This is a genomic window from Mesorhizobium sp. KR2-14 (genome assembly GCF_040049255.1).
GTDB lineage: Bacteria > Pseudomonadota > Alphaproteobacteria > Rhizobiales > Rhizobiaceae > Pseudaminobacter.
The window spans coordinates 41,248-60,071 of the sequence record NZ_JBDZDR010000011.1; the positions used below are offsets into that span (position 1 = coordinate 41,248).

General features: G+C 62.0%; 23 protein-coding genes. 4 read left to right on the plus strand and 19 right to left on the minus strand.

Translation table 11 applies throughout. The features are described 5' to 3' along the window. Positions 1-101 precede the first annotated feature (101 nt). Both ABLE86_RS20905 and ABLE86_RS20910 read left to right on the plus strand, forming a co-directional pair. Positions 102-383 (plus strand): hypothetical protein, encoded by a 282-nt coding sequence (locus ABLE86_RS20905; RefSeq protein WP_348780921.1) that lies wholly within the window; start codon positions 102-104, stop codon positions 381-383. Between the two features lie 44 nt (positions 384-427). After that, on the plus strand, positions 428-655 hold the full coding sequence (locus tag ABLE86_RS20910; RefSeq protein WP_348780922.1) for a hypothetical protein: 228 nt from the start codon (positions 428-430) through the stop codon (positions 653-655). A 144-nt stretch (positions 656-799) separates the two neighbouring features. Here ABLE86_RS20910 and ABLE86_RS20915 read toward each other — a convergent pair whose 3' ends face one another. From ABLE86_RS20915 to ABLE86_RS20930, 4 genes are all read right to left on the minus strand, one after another. Beyond that, the gene (locus ABLE86_RS20915) at positions 800-1,834 is read right to left on the minus strand and encodes a nickel/cobalt transporter (protein ID WP_348780988.1); all 1,035 of its coding nucleotides are present in this window, start codon (positions 1,832-1,834) and stop codon (positions 800-802) included. A 25-nt stretch (positions 1,835-1,859) separates the two neighbouring features. Continuing rightward, complete coding sequence (locus ABLE86_RS20920) at positions 1,860-2,525, minus strand: DUF1007 family protein (protein WP_348780989.1); 666 nt, start codon at positions 2,523-2,525, stop codon at positions 1,860-1,862. A 69-nt stretch (positions 2,526-2,594) separates the two neighbouring features. Continuing rightward, complete coding sequence (locus ABLE86_RS20925; protein WP_348780923.1) at positions 2,595-3,494, minus strand: LysR family transcriptional regulator; 900 nt, start codon at positions 3,492-3,494, stop codon at positions 2,595-2,597. 4 nt (positions 3,495-3,498) lie between these two features. Next, a complete protein-coding gene (locus ABLE86_RS20930; RefSeq protein ID WP_348780924.1) occupies positions 3,499-4,695 on the minus strand; it encodes an amidase in 1,197 nt (398 codons plus the stop codon). A gap of 542 nt (positions 4,696-5,237) precedes the next feature. Between ABLE86_RS20930 and odc2 the strand changes: the two genes are divergently transcribed. Next, entirely contained in the window at positions 5,238-6,371 is a 1,134-nt protein-coding gene (gene odc2, locus ABLE86_RS20935; RefSeq protein WP_348780925.1) for an ornithine/lysine decarboxylase, read from the plus strand. A gap of 205 nt (positions 6,372-6,576) precedes the next feature. Further along, positions 6,577-7,158: an N-acetyltransferase gene (locus ABLE86_RS20940; RefSeq protein ID WP_348780990.1), complete on the plus strand. Its 582-nt coding sequence runs from the start codon at positions 6,577-6,579 to the stop codon at positions 7,156-7,158. Positions 7,159-7,240: 82 nt separating this feature from the next. Here ABLE86_RS20940 and ABLE86_RS20945 read toward each other — a convergent pair whose 3' ends face one another. The 15 genes from ABLE86_RS20945 to ABLE86_RS21015 all read right to left on the minus strand — a co-directional run bounded on the left by ABLE86_RS20945 (position 7,241) and on the right by ABLE86_RS21015 (position 18,682). After that, the gene (locus ABLE86_RS20945) at positions 7,241-7,522 is read right to left on the minus strand and encodes an SCP2 sterol-binding domain-containing protein (RefSeq protein WP_348780926.1); all 282 of its coding nucleotides are present in this window, start codon (positions 7,520-7,522) and stop codon (positions 7,241-7,243) included. A gap of 133 nt (positions 7,523-7,655) precedes the next feature. Next, positions 7,656-8,168, minus strand: a complete 513-nt coding sequence (locus tag ABLE86_RS20950) for a hypothetical protein (protein WP_348780927.1) — start codon at positions 8,166-8,168, stop codon at positions 7,656-7,658. After that, the gene (locus ABLE86_RS20955; protein ID WP_348780928.1) at positions 8,156-8,575 is read right to left on the minus strand and encodes a hypothetical protein; all 420 of its coding nucleotides are present in this window, start codon (positions 8,573-8,575) and stop codon (positions 8,156-8,158) included. Before ABLE86_RS20955 ends, ABLE86_RS20950 begins: the two co-directional genes overlap by 13 nt. Positions 8,576-8,595: 20 nt before the next feature. Continuing rightward, positions 8,596-9,126 (minus strand): rod-binding protein, encoded by a 531-nt coding sequence (locus tag ABLE86_RS20960; RefSeq protein ID WP_348780929.1) that lies wholly within the window; start codon positions 9,124-9,126, stop codon positions 8,596-8,598. Positions 9,127-9,215: 89 nt separating this feature from the next. Beyond that, the gene (locus tag ABLE86_RS20965) at positions 9,216-9,602 is read right to left on the minus strand and encodes a hypothetical protein (protein WP_348780930.1); all 387 of its coding nucleotides are present in this window, start codon (positions 9,600-9,602) and stop codon (positions 9,216-9,218) included. Positions 9,603-9,606: 4 nt separating this feature from the next. After that, positions 9,607-10,359 carry a flagellar biosynthetic protein FliR gene (gene fliR, locus ABLE86_RS20970; protein WP_348780931.1) on the minus strand — a complete coding sequence of 251 codons (753 nt, stop codon included), beginning with the start codon at positions 10,357-10,359 and terminating at the stop codon, positions 9,607-9,609. Continuing rightward, positions 10,356-12,449 (minus strand): flagellar biosynthesis protein FlhA, encoded by a 2,094-nt coding sequence (gene flhA / locus ABLE86_RS20975; RefSeq protein WP_348780991.1) that lies wholly within the window; start codon positions 12,447-12,449, stop codon positions 10,356-10,358. The genes fliR and flhA overlap by 4 nt, the downstream gene beginning before the upstream one ends. Positions 12,450-12,649: 200 nt before the next feature. Then, entirely contained in the window at positions 12,650-12,916 is a 267-nt protein-coding gene (gene fliQ / locus ABLE86_RS20980; RefSeq protein WP_348780932.1) for a flagellar biosynthesis protein FliQ, read from the minus strand. Further along, positions 12,913-13,320, minus strand: coding sequence for a flagellar hook assembly protein FlgD (gene flgD, locus ABLE86_RS20985; protein WP_348780933.1), 408 nt, complete (start codon positions 13,318-13,320; stop codon positions 12,913-12,915). The genes fliQ and flgD overlap by 4 nt, the downstream gene beginning before the upstream one ends. Beyond that, a complete protein-coding gene (gene flbT, locus ABLE86_RS20990) occupies positions 13,320-13,763 on the minus strand; it encodes a flagellar biosynthesis repressor FlbT (RefSeq protein ID WP_348780934.1) in 444 nt (147 codons plus the stop codon). The genes flgD and flbT overlap by 1 nt, the downstream gene beginning before the upstream one ends. Next, entirely contained in the window at positions 13,760-14,107 is a 348-nt protein-coding gene (gene flaF / locus ABLE86_RS20995) for a flagellar biosynthesis regulator FlaF (RefSeq protein WP_348780935.1), read from the minus strand. Before flaF ends, flbT begins: the two co-directional genes overlap by 4 nt. An 11-nt stretch (positions 14,108-14,118) precedes the next feature. Further along, positions 14,119-15,165, minus strand: coding sequence for a flagellar hook-associated family protein (locus ABLE86_RS21000; RefSeq protein ID WP_348780936.1), 1,047 nt, complete (start codon positions 15,163-15,165; stop codon positions 14,119-14,121). A gap of 4 nt (positions 15,166-15,169) precedes the next feature. Next, positions 15,170-16,621, minus strand: coding sequence for a flagellar hook-associated protein FlgK (flgK, locus tag ABLE86_RS21005; protein WP_348780937.1), 1,452 nt, complete (start codon positions 16,619-16,621; stop codon positions 15,170-15,172). A gap of 30 nt (positions 16,622-16,651) precedes the next feature. Next, positions 16,652-17,911 carry a flagellar hook protein FlgE gene (locus ABLE86_RS21010; protein ID WP_348780938.1) on the minus strand — a complete coding sequence of 420 codons (1,260 nt, stop codon included), beginning with the start codon at positions 17,909-17,911 and terminating at the stop codon, positions 16,652-16,654. A 102-nt stretch (positions 17,912-18,013) separates the two neighbouring features. Beyond that, positions 18,014-18,682, minus strand: a complete 669-nt coding sequence (locus tag ABLE86_RS21015; RefSeq protein WP_348780939.1) for a response regulator transcription factor — start codon at positions 18,680-18,682, stop codon at positions 18,014-18,016. Positions 18,683-18,824: the final 142 nt, after the last annotated feature.

The window sequence follows — 18,824 nt, forward strand, 5'->3', positions numbered from 1 at the left end:
TACAAAACACTGCAAACCGGAAAAACGCGAGACACGCCGGCCCGTCATAAAGACCCCGTTGCTTCAGTCACCTGGTTCGGGGAACGCCAATGCGCAAATGCGTGAACAGTTCGACGATCGTCCTGCTCGCCGCGCTGTCGCTTGGCGTTGCCGCCGGCCAGTCCGTTGCGAAAGGGACGACCCCAAGGATCGAACAGTGCAACAGGCTGCAGCAGCAATTCGCCCACGCGATCGCCGAGCACGCCGAGGCTAAACGGGCCGCCGAGGCGAGAGCCCTTCAAAAGAAAGCCGCCAGATTCTGCGCCGGCAAGCGGCAGGCACAGGGCATACGTGCCTATGCCACCGCATTGAAGATGCTCGGAGTTCAGCCGACCGAACCCTGACCGGCCGAACTTTAACCCTGGCCCTCCGTCAAAAGGATACGACCATGACCATCAGCAAGACCCTCATCTCCGCCCTCGGCCTGACCGTTGCCCTGGCGTTCTCAGCCCCGATGTTCACCGCCACCAGCGCGAACGCTGCCGGCACGAGCGCCCAGACGGAAACCAATACGCAGGCGCCGATGAAGGCGAAGAAACATCACAAGAAGTCGACGCACAAGAAGCACCACAAGAAGACCCCGCAGAGCAGCCAGACCAAGAATCCCGCCTACTGATCGCCTGTCAGTTACTCCCGTGATTTCGCCCTGGTTGCCATCGCCAGGGCGATTTTTTTGCTGGAGGAAATGCCATGGGGCTAGCGCGGCAAGTACCCGCGGCCCTTCGAGCGATGGCTGCAGCCAGTGTGCGCCGCTCCGTTCTCAGGTGGCGAGGCTTGCCGTCAGAAGCAGAATACCAAGAACGAACACGAACCCGGCCCCGGCGATCTCGATTGCCGCATGGACACGGTTTCCTGCCCGCCCGTCGCCGGCAAGGGCCACGGCCCAGTTCTTGGCGATAACTGCCATGATGGCTAGGGCCGATACGGTTATGGCCGTGCCCAAGGCCATGGCAAGCACCGAGAATACGCCGCCGACCCACAGGCCATTGAGGAAGGCGAAGGTCAGCACGATCAGCGCACCCGAGCAGGGGCGCAGGCCCACGGCGGCCACGGCCGACCACGCGGTCTTCCAGTTGAAGTCGGCGCCCGAGATCATCGCCGGGTCCGGCGCGTGCGAATGCCCGCAGGTCGAGCACGCCGTGTCTGGACCGTGATCGTGATCGTGATGCGCATGCGTGTCACCGCAAGCATGGCCGTGATGGTGGTGTGCATGGGAATGCCCATGCGCCGCCGACAGGCTGTGAACGGGATTGGCACCAACCAGACCGCGCAGGCGCGGCCACGCCTTCTGCCAGAGCAGCCATGCGCCAAAAAGGGTGATCAGCAGGTAGCTCGCCACCTCAAGGAACCACGTGGCGTTTGTCATGGTGATCGACGTGCCGCGCAACAGCAGGAACAGCAATGCCATCAGGACGATCGCGGTGCCAGCCTGAAGAAATGCCGAGATGAAGGACAGCATTACGCCACGCCGCAGCGTCACTTCATTGGCCAGCATGTATGAGGAAATGACCGCCTTGCCGTGCCCCGGGCCGGCAGCATGGAAGATGCCATAGGCGAAGGAAAGGCCGACCAGGATCCAGATCTGGCTGCCGTCCTGGCGCATTGCCTTCAGCGCGCCTGTCAAGGCGCGGTAGAAGCCCTGCTGCTGGACGTTGATCCAGTTCATCAGGCCGCCGAACATGCCGGTTGAAGGGATCATTGCCTCGTTGGCTCCGATGCCCAGGGAGCTCTGGGCATACGCTTGCGACGCAAGCTGGGCGAGAACACAGGCCGCCGCCAGGGCGGCGAGCAGCATGCGTCCGGTCGTCTTGTTCACGGCTCTATCCTTGGGTTTTGCAGTTGAGTTCCAGGCGGGTCGCGAAAATCTTGCTCAGGTTGGTGCCGGCGGGATCGTTGAAGAATGCTTCTGTGAGTGTCGCCTGGTTCTGAGCGAGCGCTTCATCCGGATCGGGACGAATAACGCTGCGCGTGCAGCTTGCCGGCAAGTTCTCGACCGCCATGTTTTCGTCTTCGACGAAGTCGATTGCGGTGTAGAAGGTCGGGTCGTAGACGCCGAAATTGATATTTCCCGATAGTTGCAGCGGTTCCTTGGGTTCGGATTCGAACAGGATTATGAGCTGCTCCTGCTCGAAATAGGCCATCAGCTGCGCAGGGGCCTTCATTTCCATGTTCTTTCCGTCGGCCGTGACGAACTGGAAATAGTCGTATTCTGCCAGCGACTGGAAGACGGTGTCGGCGACGTCCTTGAGTTCCTCGTCATCCAGCTTGAGGTCGGAATTCTTGTCGAACTCCATCAGCACGGTTGAGGAAAACAGTTCGTCGAAACGCCACACATGGCGCAGCGACTTCACCCTCTGGTCGGGGGCGACCATCACGTCCAGCCGCGCCTCCGCAAAGACGTGCGGATGGACCCGGGCAGGAACCGTCGAACCCAGCAGTACCGCAGCGGCCGAAGCCAGGATTGCCGCTCTCATTTTTGGCTGCATCACTGTTGGTGTTCCTGTCGAGATTCGAGACTAAGGGAGGGTTATCAGAAAGGGGGCAAAAATGGGACCTCAGCCCTGGTCCCGCGCCTTGAACCACTGCGCGAGGAAATCGACAAGCACCCGAACCTTCGCCGGCAAATAGCGGCGGTGCGGATAGACCGCAAAGATCCCGCCGCCGGGCAGAATATGGTCATCCAGCAAAGGCACCAGGCGCCCGCCCTCTATATCTGCGGCCGCAATGAAATCGGGCAAAATGGCAAAGCCCAGCCCTGCAAGAGCGGCCGCGCGGGTCGCAAGCGGACTGTTGACCTCCATCTGCCCGGAGACCGAGACGGTTATGGTTTCGCCATTTTCGCCCAGGAACGGCCAGTTCGAGAGCCAGCGGCCGTTGGTGTCGATGATGCAGGGCATGCCCGCAAGATCCTGTGGACGCGCTGGGCGGCCATGCTTCTCTATGAGTTCCGGCGAGCCGCAGACCCTGACCGAGAACGGCGCCAGGCGGCGCGCAATCAGCGAGGAGCTTTCGAGCCGCGAAATGCGGATTGCAAGGTCGAAACCTTCCTCCACGAGATCCACGAAGCGGTCATCGAGATGGATGTCGAGCACGATGTCGGGATGCGCCTTGGCGAAGTCGATCAGGCACTGGCCTATGGGAGCATCGGCAAAGGTGCGCGGCGCGGAAAGCTTGATGCGCCCGCGCACGTCTCCGGAAGATTCGCGCACGTCGTCGGCCAGGCTGTCCACTTCGCGAATGATCTCGGTGGCGCGGCGATAATAGGTGTGGCCGGCCTCTGTCAGCGAAAACTGGCGCGTGGTGCGGTTGAGCAGCAGCGCGCCCAGCTCGTCCTCCAGCTCGCGCACATACTTGGAAAGCAGCGCCTTCGAGCGGCCGATCTTGCGGGCTGCGGCCGAAAAGCCCTCCGCCTCGACCACGTCGATGAAGGCGCGCATGCGGGTAAGCGTGTCCATAAATTCAGTCCTTGCCGGCCGTTTCAAGAATGCGCCGACCAAGCGCGATCAGCTGAAGGTCACTGTGGGCAGGGCCGAGCAGCGAAATCCCGAACGGTGCGCCGTCCACTTGTCCGAGCGGCAGCGAAATCTGCGGAAAGCCCGACAGGCCGGAAAGACAGAGAAGCCGCAACGCCCGCTCGCGATAGGCGAGCAGATGGTCCGGCGTCTCCGCTTGCAGTGGCGCGGCGCCTGGAACCGTCGGCAGCACGAGATAGCCGTCTTCACCGAGCAGCGTGCCCAGCTCCTCGCGGAAGGCCGCGCGGAATTCCCGTGCCTGCGCCAGCGCGGAATCATCCACCGTCTGGCCGAACCGGAACCTGTCCTCTACGCTTTTGTCGAGGCTGCCCGGGTGCGTTTCGATCCAGCGGCCCTGACTTTCCCATCCCTCGCGCGCCTGGATTTTTCTAAAACACCAGTAGAGGTCGTCGGAACTCTGGCCAAGCGGCGCCGCCATTTCCACCTCGCTCAGCGCGTCGGCTACGGTACCCAGCATGCGGCGGTATTCGGCAGCTTCCGCGGGGCCGAGGACGAGCTCGTCCAGCATCTCAAGGCGGAGCAACTTGCCTTCCCGCAGGGGGGCGGGTGGGGCGCCCAACACCACTCTCGCCACCGCCTCATAGACATCGATGTCCTTGGCGAACCAGCCGAACGTGTCGAGCGAGGGCGCCAGCGGCGCGGTGCCGTCCAGCGATATGCTGCCGTGGGTGGTGCGCAGGCCGATCAGGCCGCAAAAACTCGCCGGCGCGCGGATGGAGCCGCCGGTGTCGGATCCCGTCGCAATATCTGCCAATCCTGCCGCCACCGCCGCGGCCGAGCCGGACGACGAGCCGCCGGTGACACGATCAGGCGCCGCCGAATTCACCGGGTGCGGATAGTGCGCATTCTGCCCCATCAGCGAGAAGGCGAATTCGTCGGTCTGGGTCTTGCCGAGGAAGTGCGCCCCAGCGTCCAGAAACATCTGTATGGCGGGTGCCGTTCTTGCCGCCGGGCTCGCCTCGGCCAGCCTTTCGGGATTGCCGCAGCCGGTTGGATAACCGGCCACGTCGAAAATGTCCTTCACGCCGACGCCAAGCCCGGTCAAGGAGCCCGATTTTGCATTGGGAACAGCCACTTGCGGCAGGTCCAGAAACGCATTGAGACGATCGCGCATGTCGATCATTGTTCCACAAATCATCCACTTTGGCGCAGCTTCGTTCGATGATCGGCTTTTTACAAGCGCCCTTAAGATTTTTGTTGATTGTGACGGACCCTGACCCTATATGCGCGCTTGCCCAAAGTCGCACGTGCCTGTGGGCGTCCCCCGACCCTCGAATGGCGAGGAAATCGGGACGGTACCTGGGAAGTAACGAGCCCAGTTGGTTTAGCGGCCAACCGCTAAGCCAAGGACGCCTTGAAGCAACGACGGTGCGGGCCTTTCTGGTGTCTGCCGATCGTCCATAGATCGGGGTTACTGAAGAGGCACACCTTCATTGCCGGCAGTGCGGAACGGGTCTCCCAATCCAAGCCAAGGCAGACAAAGCGAGCAAAGGCCGCAAGGCACGAGCTCATCGCCGCGTGAAAGCGTTTTTTCGTTCCGGGATCTCCACCGCCCGGTTCGTCGACTCGCATTCATGCCTTTGTCCATAGCGGCAACAGCGACCGAAGGGGATCGCGCCGCAGCTTTGTTTTCGCGTGGGGAACACCCGCGCCAAGGAGAGACCCATGGCCACCCAGCGCATCCTCGATTTCCTCGCCACCCGACGTCCCGACGGCCCGTGCCTGGTTCTGGACCTCGAAGTCGTGCGCGACAACTATCATGCCTTCGAGAAGGCTCTGCCCAATTCCAGGATCTACTACGCGGTGAAGGCCAACCCCGCGCCGGAGATCCTGCGCCTGCTCGCGTCGCTCGGCTCGTGTTTCGACACCGCTTCGGTGGCCGAGATCGAGATGGCGCTGAGCGCGGGTGCGACGGCCGATCGCATCTCCTATGGCAACACGATCAAGAAGGAGCGCGACATTGCGCGCGCCCATGCGCTCGGCATCCGCCTCTTCGCCGTGGACAGTGTCGAGGAGGTCGAGAAGATCGCCCGCGCCGCCCCCGGCGCGCGCGTCTTCTGCCGCGTGCTGACCGATGGCGAAGGTGCGGAATGGCCGCTGTCGCGCAAGTTCGGCTGCGTGCCGGCGATGGCGGTCGACGTGCTGCGTCATGCCAGGCTGATGGGTCTCGATGCCTATGGCGTGTCGTTCCATGTCGGCTCGCAGCAGACCGACCTGGTTGCCTGGGACCGCGCGCTGGCCGACGCCAGGGCCGTCTTCTCGGCGCTGGCGCAGGAAGGGATCACGCTGCGCATGGTCAACATGGGCGGTGGCTTCCCCACGCGCTACCTGAAGGACGTGCCCACCGCCCAGGCCTACGGCGAGGCGATCTTCGAGGCGCTGAGCAAGCATTTCGGCAACCGCATCCCGGAAACCATCATCGAGCCGGGCCGCGGCATGGTGGGCAATGCCGGCGTCATCAAGTCGGAAGTCGTGCTGATTTCCAAGAAGGCCGACAACGACAATGTGCGCTGGGTCTATCTCGACATCGGCAAGTTCGGCGGCCTGGCCGAGACGATGGATGAGGCGATCCGCTACCCGATCGTCACCCCGCGCGACGGCGATGTGGCGGAGCCTTGCGTGCTCGCCGGCCCGACCTGCGACTCGGCCGACGTGCTTTACGAGAAGGCGCCCTATCCGCTGCCGGTCTCGCTGACCATCGGCGACGAGGTGCTGATCGAAGGCACCGGCGCCTATACGACGACCTACTCGGCCGTCGCCTTCAACGGCTTCGAGCCTCTCCGATCCTACGTGATCTGACGGCTCGTGACGGGCACCTGTTTGCAGGTGCCCGGCGGCCGCCAGATCATCCTGCCCGCCGGCGTCTTTGTTGGCGCATGGTCCTTTCCGAAGCCGAAGCGGCTTGCGGGCCATGCGCGTGCCGGTGGCGGGTTCGCTCGTGGAAAAACTCCGCTTGTGAAGGATCGCGGAAATGGAACAGATCGTTGAGAAATTTGGCGCGGCCATGCCGCTGCTGGTCTCCCCCACAAGCGGGGAGATTGGCAGTTGCGCGGCCTTCACTATCACCGCCGAAACCCCGTCCGACATCGGTGCACGCGAGGCGCTGCTCGATCGCGCCATGGGCGTGCTGCGCCGGCGCAAGTCTTCGGAGAAGCTGCGCCGCGGCCGCCTGCCTTCGGCGGGATTGGCCTTCGTTGCGCGCGATCCGGCCGGAGCAGTGGTCGGCACCGTGCGGCTCTGGGATGTGGCGTTGGGGGACGGCGGGTGCGACGCGCTGCTGCTCGGGCCGCTTGCCGTAGAACCGTCGCTTATGGGAGCCGGCATCGGCTCTGCCCTTATGCGTCATGCAATTGCCGAAGCGGGCAGGCTCGGCCACCGGGCAATCCTGCTGGTGGGCGACGCGCCTTACTATGCGCGCTTCGGCTTCTCGGCCGACAAGACCGGCGCGCTTGCGATGCCGGGGCCCTATGAGCGGCATCGCCTGCTGGCGCTGGAGCTTGCCGAGGGGGCGCTGGATGGCGCCGCCGGCGTGCTGAAGGCCGCCGGCCGCCGGCTGAAGCCGTCGAGGACAACGCTGGTGGCGTGAAGGAATCCCGCGCCGACACTACAGCGCGAAAAGCCCGGCGCAACATCAAGCGCCGGGCTTTTGCTAGCTAAATACGTTGCGATCAGATGATCTGGCTGAGCGCCATGGCAACGGACATGTCGCCTTCCACCGAGAGCTTCCCGGTCATGAATGCTGTCGTCGGGCTCAGATCGCCGCTGATCATCGACTCCAGATCGTCGAGGCTGAGCTTGATCGTGCAGTCGGTGGGCGCGTCGGTGGTCGAGATGGTGGATCCCTCGATCACGATCACGCCGTCGGCGCCCGTGTCGAATTTCACCGAACGTCCGAAGCCGGAGCTCTCGACGCGGTCCCTGATCTTTTCGACAACAGCTTGAACGCTCATCACAGTGCTCCCTTGTCCCTGAGGTGCGCGGCTCGAAGCCTGCGCGACGATGCCGGCCTCCGTTTGGAGGCTGAGGTGAACATCGTATAGCCTCCTGTTGACGTAAACGTCAACTTGGGGGCTTTGGCTCGCCTCACTCGGTGGCGGGCGCCGGCCGCAGGAGTTCGCGACGGCGGTTGCTCCTGTCGCGCGTCTCATCCCGAGGCAGGAAATCGATCTGCTCGATGATGACCTCGTCGATCATCTTCTCGCCCACTCGGGCATTGATGCTGTCGCGCACCCCGTGCCTGAATGCATCGAGATCGAAATTTTCCCGCTTCGAGAAGTCGATCTGCGGATTGGCGTAGAGATAGGTGTAGACCTCGTCGACGATCAGCGATTGGGCAGGGATCGTGAGCTTCTTCAGCTCCTTGGGATCGGCCGTGTAGACGAGCCGAGCCAGGAAATAGCCATCGATGCTGGCCTTGTTGAAGACCGGAACGGAGATGACGTCGGTCTTGATATAGTCCAGGCCGCCAAGCAGCGGCGGCAGGGCATTCGGGTCTGCTGTCTTGGCGCTGGAAAACTGGAACGAGAAGAACACCGCCCCGAGCGTAGCGATGCAGATCCAGACCGCCGCGCCGGCGAATTTGATCAGCGGGCCCACCCGAACTCACCTTCCGAGTAGGTGCCGTCGGCTTCGGCGCGCTTGATGACATCCTGCATGAGCTTTGCCACTTCGCTCACGGCGCTCATATGCGCGCGGATGACGGATTCGTTTACCGCCAGCTTTTCGCGGAGCTGCTCCAGGCCTTCCCGGTGCTCGGCCACGATCTCGGGCTCGTCCACGCCCTTGGTGGCGCGGGTCAACTCGTAGAGATACCGGCTCTTGCGCGCGCTGGAGGCGCGGATATCGAACACGCCGCCTGCGCGGATCGCTGCAGTCTCTTCTTCCAGGGCATCCGAGATGCGACCGATTATGGCCGACAAGTTGCCGAGCAGGGCAGGAGGTGCGGCAGTAGGCGGCGAAGATGGCACCGGCAAATTCTCGGCAGTCGGATTCTCATCCATCATGATGGTCTGTCCCGTAATTTTTAAAGCTTGGTCTTGGCGGCGACCGCGGCTTCATCGCCGACCAAGTCGCGCACCATCTTGCGCTGCAAATCCTGAACCAGCGCCGTCGAAAGGCTGGTCTGTTCGTCGGTTTCCGCCTTTCCAGGCCCTCCGGAGACCGGCCCGACAGCAACCTTCCTTTCCCCTTCCATATAGTGGCCGCCGAGAACTCGATCGGCGATCCCGATGCCACCCCGCTCGGCCATGACGTTTGCCAGCCGCTCGGCCATCATCGACTTCCACATGTCGCCGGCTACGCCCTTGCCGTAGACGTTTTCAGCGTCCTTCGGCAGCATGTTCTGGACGAAGGTCTGCAAGACCATCGCTTCGAAGCGTTTGAAGGCATCCGGCGACGTGGTTTCCGTGGCTGCCCGTGCAAAGCTGGCATGCCCTTCTGTCTCGCCCACCGAAAACGCCGCCACTGCACTGCCGCCCGCAGCGTTGGCCCGCTTCGCCAGCTCGGCGCGCGCCGCCTCGATGCCCGACGGCTCGACCGCACGCGCAACGTCCAAGACAATGTCACTCGGGGGAGAGATCGCCAAGAAAAGCTGTCCTTTTCAATTTCGTGGCTGGATCATGGCCCAATAAGCTTGTGGCAACCTTACCGGTCCTCGGAAGCCTTGCGCTCCACCATCTCCAGCCTCTCGCGGTCGGCCGTCAGCCGTTCCTCCCACTGGAGAGCATCGCGATAGGCCCGCTCGACCATGTTGGTGCGGGCGGTCGCGGTTGCCACCTTAGCGGCCTCGTCCCTGGCCAGTTGCTGCTGTTCCAACTGGCGCATTCGAGCCTTGTCGATGCGCTGATGGTAGATTTCGGGAAATATCCCGGACAGCGAATCCTCGGCGTCGAACCGCACCGTCAGTTCACTCGCCTCGTTCTGCGCCGCCAGCGCCTCGGCGATGAACCCGGCATGGCGTGTCTCATGCATCGCCTTCAATTGCGACTGGACCTTCACGAGCTTTCGCAGTCGTTCCATGCGCGAGGTCATCGGTTCATCTCCCGATCGTGGTTGAGAGGAAGCCATCCGCAAAGAGGGTGAGCAGGGTGCCGACCCCGAAGTAGAAAATGATCAGGCCGCCGGCGATGACGAAGGGCATCGAGATGAAGTAGATCGGGATCTGCGGCACCAGCTTATTGACGAAGCCTATGGTCAGGTTGACCAGAACTGCATAGGCGACGAAGGGGCTGCCCAGTCGCAACACGAGAAGAAAGCTCTCTGAAAGCGTATCAGTGACGTCGACCAGCGCGGCACGCGGATTGAAGAACGCGTCGAGGGGGGCGACGTCGTAGGACGTCACCAGTGCCTTGATGATCTCGTGATGAAAATCGAAGACAAACAGCAGCATCAGGGCTGAAAACGAGATGATCGTTGCCAGCGCCGCCTGCAGCTCCGCCTCTTCGACCGCCGTTCCCCCCATGCCGCCATAGCCGATCAGCATCGCCATGGCCGAACCGATGAAGTGCAGCGCCATGACGTAGAGGCGCGCCAAACCACCGATGACGCCGCCGATCAACAGCTCTGACACGATCATGGGCGCCAGCACCTGCGGGCGTTTGTCGACGAAAGGGACGATGTGGTCCCACAGATGGACAAGCAGGGCGCCGGTGGCAGCCATTGCCACGAACAGCCTGATCTGGATGGGTACGCGAACGCTCGAAAGTCCGGGCATGAACAGGAAGCACCCGCCGATGCGACAGAACGCCAGGAAGGCCGCAAGCACTACGGTTTCGGGTGCGACGGTCACGAAATGGTTCCGAGCACCCGAATTTCGACGCCCTTGGCGATCTCGACATGCGAAAGGACGGGCAGGGTCGAGAACAGGCGCTCGATGATCATGCGCACATAGGGGCGGGAATCCGGCGCCGTGACGATGACGAAGCGCTCGCCCGCTTCCATGTGTTTGCGAATGACGTTGCTGGCTTCCTGGCCGAATTCCTCGAGCTGGCGCGGATCGATGTCGAACTCGCGAACCTCGCCCTTGGCGTCGCGCTTGAGGCTCTGGTGGAAGGCAAGGTCCCAGCGGTTGCCCAGGCGAAGCACCTTGAGCACGCCGCCCTCGCTGAGATCGCCGCAGATCTGCTGGGCCATGCGTACGCGCACATGCTCCACGATCTGCTCCGTGCGGCGCACATGAGGCGCGATCTCGGCGATAGCCTCGATGATGAGGTGCAGATTGCGAATGGAAACGCGCTCGGCCAGCAGCAGCTTCAGCACCGCCTGCAGGCCCGGATATGAGATATGCGAGGTGCAGATCTCGTCGGCCAGCTTGCGGTATTCGGGGTCCTGCCGCTCCAGCAGCGCCTTCATGTCCTTGTAGGAGAGAAGCTGCGGCAGGTTGTTGCGGATCACCTCGCTGAGGTGGGTGAGCAGCACCGACATGTTGTCGGCAAAGGTGAACTGCTCGCGCTTCAGGTCTTCGATGAACATGTCCGGCACCGAGAAGGCGCGCATGCCGAAGGCGGGTTCGCGCACTTCTTCGCCCGGGATGTCGGGGATCTCGCGCTGGCCCAGCAGAACCATGACCTCGCCCACGCGCATCTGGTGCTCTGCCACGACGGTGCCGTGGATCTTGATCTGGTAGCTCTTGCTCGGCATGCTGAGATCGTCTGTCAGGCGCACCTCGGGCACGACGAAACCATATTGCTGGGCGAACTTCTTGCGCATCTTGCCCATGCGGAAGGCCAGTTCCTGATGCGAGAGAAGCAGCTTGGTGGAGAGCTGCTTGCCGATGAGCAGTTCGATCTCGGCGGTCTTCAGCGAAGCCTTCACCGAGTTTCGCTCCTCTTCCGCCTTATTTTCCTGCGCTTCCTTTTCAGCGGCCTTGGCTTCGGCGGCGCGCTGCTCCTCGCGGCGAGGAACGATATAGCCAAGCGCGGCCATGGCCCCGGCCAGGGAAACAAAGGGCAGCATGGGCAGGCCGGGCATAAGCCCCAACACCACCAGAAGCAGCGCGGCGACGTAGAGCGCGCGCGGGTGTGCGCCGAGCTGCCCAAACACGGCCTGGTTGGCCGAGCCGCGTGTGCCTCCCTTTGAAACGAGGAGGCCGGCCGCGAGCGAGACGATCAGGGCCGGAATCTGGGTGACGAGACCATCGCCCACCGACAGTTTCACAAAGATGTCCGAGGCTTTGCCGATGTCCATGCCATGGCGGAAATAGCCGATGGCGATGCCGCCGACGATGTTGATCGCCGTGATGATCAGGCCGGCGATAGCGTCGCCACGCACGAATTTCGAAGCACCGTCCATCGAGCCGAAGAAGGAGCTTTCCTCCTCCAGTTCGCGGCGACGCAGCTGCGCCGTCTTGTCATCGATCACGCCGGCGGAAAGGTCGGCGTCGATCGACATCTGCTTGCCGGGAATGGCGTCCAGCGTGAAGCGCGCGCCCACCTCGGCGATACGGGTCGCGCCCTTGGTGATGACGATAAAGTTCACGATGACCAGGATCAGGAAGACGATCAAGCCGATCGCAAAATCGCCGCTCATGACGAGCTGGGAAAAGCCGCTGATGACATAGCCGGCGGCATGGGTGCCGACATTGCCTTCGGAAAGGATCATGCGCGTGGTGGCGATGTTCAGCGACAGGCGCAGCATCGTGGCGATGAGCAGGATGGTCGGAAAGGAGGAGAAGTCCAGCGGCCGCTGGATCCACAGCGCCACCATCAGGATCAACACCGACAGCGCGATGGAGAAGGCAAGGCCGACGTCGATCAGGAACGCCGGTATCGGAAGAAACAGCACCGCCAGGATGACGACAATGCCCAAGGCGAAGAAAACGTCGCGGCCACTCCTGGAGGCGGTTCCGGTCGGCAATGTTTCTGCGAGGGCCACGTGCATCTCCATACGTCATCCTGCGTGCGTTAGACGTGCACACCGGCTATCGGCAGCCTAGCGAGCCAAGCTTGCGCGAACATGGGAGAAGAGGGCGGGCGCAAATTGCGCCGATCAGGACACCGGGGAAGGGGAGGGCGGCTACGGCTCGATGCTATGCCCTTGCCTTAGCTGAACCAGGCCTGTGACGCGCCCCGGCCGGGTCTTCAGAAGCCGTTCTCGATGCGCTGGAAAATCACATTGGTGAAGGAGGAGATCTGCGCACCGATGAAGGGTGCAGTGAACGCCACCACCAGCATGATGGCGACGATCTTCGGAACGAAGGTAAGCGTGATTTCCTGGATTTGTGTCAGCGCCTGGATCAGTGCAATTCCAACGCCGACGATCATGGCTGCTGCGACGGCCGGACCGGCCGCCGTAAGCACGGTCCAGATGGCAAACTGGACGATATCGAGGGCATCGGCCTCGTTCACGCTTCGCTCGACTTGACGCTGACGCCAGGGCCCACGACGATTTCGCTGCCATCCTTGAGAACTGCGATGATGCCGTCCGAGAACAGGCGGACTTCGGCAACCTCACCGCTCACCTTGCCGTCGGCGGAGGTGATGACCCGGCCGATCAGTGCATCGGCCTGGGACAATGTCTGCGATTGCAGAAGCTGGTCGAGCCTGTTGTTGATCTGGACCGACTGCTCAACCTGCGAAAACGACGCCAGCTGAGCGACATACTGGGTCGAATCCATGGGGTTTGTCGGATCCTGGTTCCTCATCTCGGCCACCAGCAGGCGCAGGAACGACTGGTAGTCCACCGCCGTCTTGGACGTCGGGGTTGCAGCTTGGCTAGTTGCCGAGGTGGTTGCTCCGATGGTCATGCTCATCAGTATCGTTCTCCTACGGCCGCGGCCTGTGGTTGCAGTGTCGCGCTGTGGTTGGGGGCAAGCGCCTTTTCTTCGAGGCGGTAAAGCGAACGCAGCGCCTTCAGCGCATCATAGACGCGGTCCTCGCCCACCATGCGGTCGATCTGCTTGAGCGTTGTGCGCACTTCCTCGTCTTCGAAACCCTCCAGGAGCCTGGGCAAGGACTGGCGAAACAATTCATAGGCCTGTGCGGCGCCCGCGGGCTCCATTAACATGATCTGGATCATGAAATAGAGCTGTCGCAGCGGGGTCGTGGCCTGCTCGGGCTGAAGCACATGGCTTTCCAGCAGGAACTGCACGTCGTTCAGCAATTCAAGCGTGACTTTGCGGTCAACCTTGATAACCGCGCCGTTGATGTAGATCTTCTCGTTCGGCTTGAGCGAGATTTTCAATGCAGTCTTCATTGAATGCCGTCGCGGATAATCTGCGAAACTTCGATCAGACCATCGAAATTGTCGGAGCGGCCCTGGCGCACCTCTTCAGCTTCGCGCAGCAGCCACAGCCCAATCGAAATGAGATTCGCGCGCAGTTCCTTCGGAAGCGCATTGTCCGGGCTGCCGAGGTCCTCGATGAAGGTCGTCCACAAGCGATTGGTGAACCGCAGTGCTTCGATTGCCTGCATCGTATTTGCGCCAGCTTCGCGCGCAGCCGTCAGCAGGTCGATCGAGCGGCTGAGAAGCTGCTTTTCGCGATCCTTGGCGTCTGCGGCGGAGTCGGCCTGGACGTCTGCGTAGGAGAATTGGTACATCGTATTCCCGATCAGCTCAGGTATCGCAGCAGGCTGAGCTGCTGGATACGCGCGGTAATCGCGTAGGCGGTCTCGATATGAGATAGCAGATCGGAAACCCGTGCCGCGGCCTCGTAGGGGTCCACGCCCTCGGTCGCCAGAATGTGCTTCTGGATCAGGGTGCTTTGCTGCTCCAGTCGGTCGCTCGCATCGGCGACGCGCTTTTCGGCGATGCCGACCTCACTGCGCTGCTTGACAAGGTCGCTGATCGCCTCTCCGACCAGTGCAAATGAACGCTCAACAAGGGCTTTGCTCGCGGCAGTATTGAGGTTCCCCGTCATTAGCTCGTTCATCAGCGTCGCCGCCATGGCAAGCTTGCGCGGGGCAGCCCCATTAGCGCTGACAGAGGTCTCGGTGGTGTCGTTAAGGGAAATGCGACTGACGATGACCTGGTCCGAAGCGTTGGACCAGTTTTGCCAGCCTGCTCCCAAAAACTGAGGTTCGACGATATTGGTCAGAAAGTCGTCCATGTCGGCTGCCGTAATTGAACTGGCGGCCGGGTCGCTCGCGGTAAAGCCGAAGCGGTTGAAGAAGGCATCATCGAAGGCAATCTTGCCGTTCGTGGCAGGATCCTGCAAATCGTTGAGCGGCCTCACGTCGGTGTTGATCCCGGCGAACAGATATTCGCCGTCCATGCTGGTATTGAACATGGCGTCAAGGCTGGCCAGCACGTGCTTCGCGCCGTTGGTGACCACGTGAGGCATGGCGTTGCCGGAGATAACGGTGGCAAGCAGCGAAAGGAAATTCTGCGCCGTATCCGAGACCTGGCTCAGCGCGATCTGCGTAGATGACAGTCGCGCAGCGGCCCGGGTGTTGGAATCTACTATTCCGTTGATGCGTTCCAGTTCGCGGTTGAAGGTTACGGACTGCGAGCTGCGAGCTCCGAGCGCCTGGCCCTTGTCGGCGAAGAAGCCAGTTGTCTGCTCCTTCTGTGCCTTCGCCAGAGCTGCCTGCGTTTTCATCAGCGAATAGCGCATCGCTTCTGAAACGGCTGAGGATGAGACGAAGCTAGCTTTCATCGGATTACCTCACTGCGGCCAGCAGGGCTGCCAGCATTTCATCCACGGCCTTTATGAGGCGGGCGGACGCTTGATAGGAGTGCTCGAGATCGAGCAGCATGGACATTTCCATGTCGACATTCACGCCCGTCATGTTGGAAAGCGCTTCGGCGCTGCGTACCGCAAGAGCTTCCTTCGTCTCTGCCGCGCGCGAGGCTTCCTGCCGAAGACCCTGGAACCAGCCGATCGAATTCGCCGAATAGGCAGCGACACTTGCCTTGTCACCGATTCCGGCGGCCGGATCGAAGCTGACCGGCTCGTCCAGCCGTTGGCTGTAGGCGATAATCAACTCTGCGTAGGAAGAGCCGCCGGGATTATGAATGTAGTTGGCACCATTGGCCCCGCCGTCGCGCAAATATTCCGGATGGGTAACGAAATCGGGGTTGAGTGAGATCGCGCTTGCCAGTCCATGGACCAGACCGGTCAGCGGCATGCCCGGTGCCGGCGGCGGGGTAGTGAACAAACCGGCCATCGGATCGCCGGGGGGCGGGGCAGACGGGTTTGTCTCGGCAAAAGCATTGATCAGCCCGCGCGCAATCTCGTCAAGCTGGCTTTGCATGGTCACGGCCACGCTGTCGCGCAACTGGACAAGAGCGGCGAGCTTTCCGCCCGCACCGACAGTGCCGCCCGAGCCGATCGGCACGGGTACGCCGTCGATATAGATCTTGTTGCCTGCTTCACCGGCCGGATAGGCAGGCGAAGCCTCGAAAGCGATGCTGCGCGGGATCGTTTCGAAAACCGTCGTACCGTCGCTGGTCATGATGACCATGTCATTGTCGCTGCGGGTGATGGTCGAGATCGGCAGAAAGTCGGAGATCTGCTTCAGCAACCCGTCGCGTCTGTCGAGTTCGTCATTGACGTCGCGCCCAGCGCGCGTGCCCGCGACGATCCGATTGTTGGCATCCTTGAACTGCGCCAACAGGTTGTTGAGATCATCGACCGCGTAGGCGATTTCCTGGTCGGTTTCGGCGCGGAATGCCTGGATTGAACTCGCGCCGTCATTGAGGCTGCGCACGACTTCGCGCGCGGCATTGATGGCATTGTCTGCCAATGTCCGGTTGGACGGCGCGGCGGAATATATCTGCAGAGCTTTCTGCAGCTCCGTGATCGAGGCCGCCGGAGACATCGCGTTTTCGACGCCGTTCACCCGCAGGTTCAGGTGGTCGAGGCCGATATACAGTGTGGCCTGCCCGCTGTAGGCGGACACCGCCGACAGGTTCTGGCGGAACAGCTGTTCGTTGGTTGCGCGCTGGATGACAACAACGCGCGCACCGGGGGCCGAACTTGAGAGCACCGCTGTCCGCCGCGCATAGTCGCTGTTGTTCTGCTCCATGACGTTGCGCGAGACGACGTTTGTTTGACGGCCCGTATTGAGGAGCGACGACTGCGCGATGCTGAGTGCGGAGGATAATGACATACTTTATTCCTGTTCGGCTTTCGCGCCGGACTACCTTTTCAGGTTGACCAGAATGTCCATAAGGTCTGCGCCTGTCTGGAACACTTTCGAGTTGGCGGTGTAGCTGCGCTGCGACTCGATCATGTCGGTCAGCTCTTGCGCTATGTCGACGTTGGAATTCTCCAGCGCGCCGGCCACTATCTTGCCCCGGCCGCTGTCGTTGGCCCATCCCATCTGGACGGTGCCTGAGCCTGCCGTGGTGGCAAACACGTTGCCGGGCAGAACCTGAAGCAGATCCGGGCTTGCCACATCGGCAACCGGGATGCGGAACAGTGCCTTCACGGCGCCGTTTTCGTAGCGCGCGTAGACGACACCATCCTCGGAGATTTCCACGCCATCAATGCCGCTCGGTGCGGCGCCGTCGTTCTTCGCATCGATGACGGTGTAGCTCTTGTCTAGCTGCGTCATCTTGGAGAGGTCGATGGTGAGCGACTGCCCCCCCGGCACGGTGAGCGTAATGTCCGTGGCGCTTGCGGGATCCAGCTTGCCGTTCGTTGGGTCGAAGGTCAGCGTCTGAACCTGCAACGCAGCCGCCCCGTATGGGAAGGAGGTGTCCGGCGCCGCGTCAGCCTGGTTATAGATCGCAACTTCCCAGGTGGTGGGGCCCGTCTTGGTGTAGTAGACGTCGAGGATAACCTCTCCACCGAGATTATTGTAGGCCACGAGGGACGACTTCGCGGTGTAGCTTGCGGTGGCCGCATTCAGCGAAGGCAGATCGCCGGCGGCAACCGGCGTTGCGCCCGCCGGAAGGTTGGCGGTGAAGACACCATTCTTGGACGGCACCGCCACCAGCTCGTTCTGCGCGATGGTGACCGGCACCAGGCCGCCAAAGCCGTTGGCCACCGCGGCCGGGTCGCCGTTTGCGAAGCTGTAGCCCATCAACTGGAAGCCGGCAGCGTTGATCAGTCGGCCCTGGGCGTCCGGCACGAATGAGCCGGCGCGCGTAAGCACCGGCGCGCCGCCCGGACTCTGGACCACGAAGAAGCCGGCGCCGTTGATGGCCAGGTCGCTTCCCGACGTCGTGTATCGAAGGTCGCCTTGCTGGCTGATAGCGGTGCGTATCGTGGTCGTGACGCCGCCGGAGGTATAGTTTCCGGTCACGGTCGGGATGATGAGAGACGAAAACTCCGCGCTCGAGCGCTTGTAGCCGGTAGTGCTGGAATTGGCGATGTTGTCGGCCACGGCGCCAAGGCGATTAGCCTGCGCGTTCATGCCGGAAACGCCGGTTCGCATCATTCCATACAAGCTCATCGAAACGTCTCCTGATTTTCCGACCTCGGTTGGAGAGGCTATAGGCGCTGTCTTGCGCGAAGCTGGCGATTTGCTCTCGGCCGCGCCGTAGCGCGGCGCGGTTCAGACTATCAGCCGGTAACCGAGGAAACGCTTGGAATCGATCGGGTCGAAACCCAGCTTCTCGCGCAGTTTCTTGCGCAGCTTGCTGATGTGGCTTTCCACGACGTTCTCTTCGACCTCTTCGTCGAAAATTCCGTAGATCGCGTTGAACACCTGGGTCTTGGTAACGCGCCGGCCGCTATTGCTGGCCAGATATTCAAGAATGCGGCGCTCACGACGCGGCAGAGGCATGGGCTCGCCGTCGATTTCCGGGTCCCGGCCATCCAGGAAGATCCGCATCGGCCCGATCTGGGTGAAACTCGGGTCTTCCTGGGCACGGCGGCGGATCGCGTTGATGCGCGCCAGAATTTCGCGAATATGAACCGGCTTGTGAACCACGTCATCGACGCCGGATTCAAACAGCTTGAGGGTGTTTTCGAGCGAATGGTGCTCGCTCAGCGCAATAACCGGCGCACTGCTTCGGTCGCGGATCTTGCGAGGCGCAAACATATCGTCGCCGCAATCTCCGATCAGAAACGCCCGTACGGATTTGAGATCCGATTCGGCTGCGCTTTCGACCCACTCTCCGAATTCGCCCGAGCGGAAGCCGGCGCTAGCCACGCCCTCCCGGTTGAACATTGAGTGATATCCATTTTTGACGAGCTCTCGCTCGTCCACGATCACGATCATCGGCCGCCCCCGAATCATATGAATTGCCCTTACGGGGAAGTGGTAGACCCTGGCGGGAGTCCTGAAAAACCATCAATTCTTGTGGCTGGTTTCTTGGGTGTTGGGAATCGCATGGGTTGCACCGCAATTTCCCGCCGGAGCG

Coding starts and splice junctions, on each gene's coding strand:
- ABLE86_RS20920 (WP_348780989.1), bottom strand. CDS start 2,525: ATGCAGCCAAAAATGAGAGCGGCAATCCTGGCTTCGGCCGCTGCGGTA.
- ABLE86_RS20925 (WP_348780923.1), bottom strand. CDS start 3,494: ATGGACACGCTTACCCGCATGCGCGCCTTCATCGACGTGGTCGAGGCG.
- ABLE86_RS20930 (WP_348780924.1), bottom strand. CDS start 4,695: ATGATCGACATGCGCGATCGTCTCAATGCGTTTCTGGACCTGCCGCAA.
- ABLE86_RS21000 (WP_348780936.1), bottom strand. CDS start 15,165: ATGAAAGCTAGCTTCGTCTCATCCTCAGCCGTTTCAGAAGCGATGCGC.
- ABLE86_RS20910 (WP_348780922.1), top strand. CDS start 428: ATGACCATCAGCAAGACCCTCATCTCCGCCCTCGGCCTGACCGTTGCC.
- ABLE86_RS20955 (WP_348780928.1), bottom strand. CDS start 8,575: ATGATGGATGAGAATCCGACTGCCGAGAATTTGCCGGTGCCATCTTCG.
- flbT (WP_348780934.1), bottom strand. CDS start 13,763: ATGAAGACTGCATTGAAAATCTCGCTCAAGCCGAACGAGAAGATCTAC.
- ABLE86_RS20940 (WP_348780990.1), top strand. CDS start 6,577: ATGCCGCTGCTGGTCTCCCCCACAAGCGGGGAGATTGGCAGTTGCGCG.
- ABLE86_RS20965 (WP_348780930.1), bottom strand. CDS start 9,602: ATGACCTCGCGCATGGAACGACTGCGAAAGCTCGTGAAGGTCCAGTCG.
- flgK (WP_348780937.1), bottom strand. CDS start 16,621: ATGTCATTATCCTCCGCACTCAGCATCGCGCAGTCGTCGCTCCTCAAT.
- ABLE86_RS20945 (WP_348780926.1), bottom strand. CDS start 7,522: ATGAGCGTTCAAGCTGTTGTCGAAAAGATCAGGGACCGCGTCGAGAGC.
- odc2 (WP_348780925.1), top strand. CDS start 5,238: ATGGCCACCCAGCGCATCCTCGATTTCCTCGCCACCCGACGTCCCGAC.
- flhA (WP_348780991.1), bottom strand. CDS start 12,449: ATGCACGTGGCCCTCGCAGAAACATTGCCGACCGGAACCGCCTCCAGG.
- flgD (WP_348780933.1), bottom strand. CDS start 13,320: ATGAGCATGACCATCGGAGCAACCACCTCGGCAACTAGCCAAGCTGCA.
- ABLE86_RS21015 (WP_348780939.1), bottom strand. CDS start 18,682: ATGATCGTGATCGTGGACGAGCGAGAGCTCGTCAAAAATGGATATCAC.
- flaF (WP_348780935.1), bottom strand. CDS start 14,107: ATGTACCAATTCTCCTACGCAGACGTCCAGGCCGACTCCGCCGCAGAC.
- ABLE86_RS21010 (WP_348780938.1), bottom strand. CDS start 17,911: ATGAGCTTGTATGGAATGATGCGAACCGGCGTTTCCGGCATGAACGCG.
- ABLE86_RS20915 (WP_348780988.1), bottom strand. CDS start 1,834: ATGCTGCTCGCCGCCCTGGCGGCGGCCTGTGTTCTCGCCCAGCTTGCG.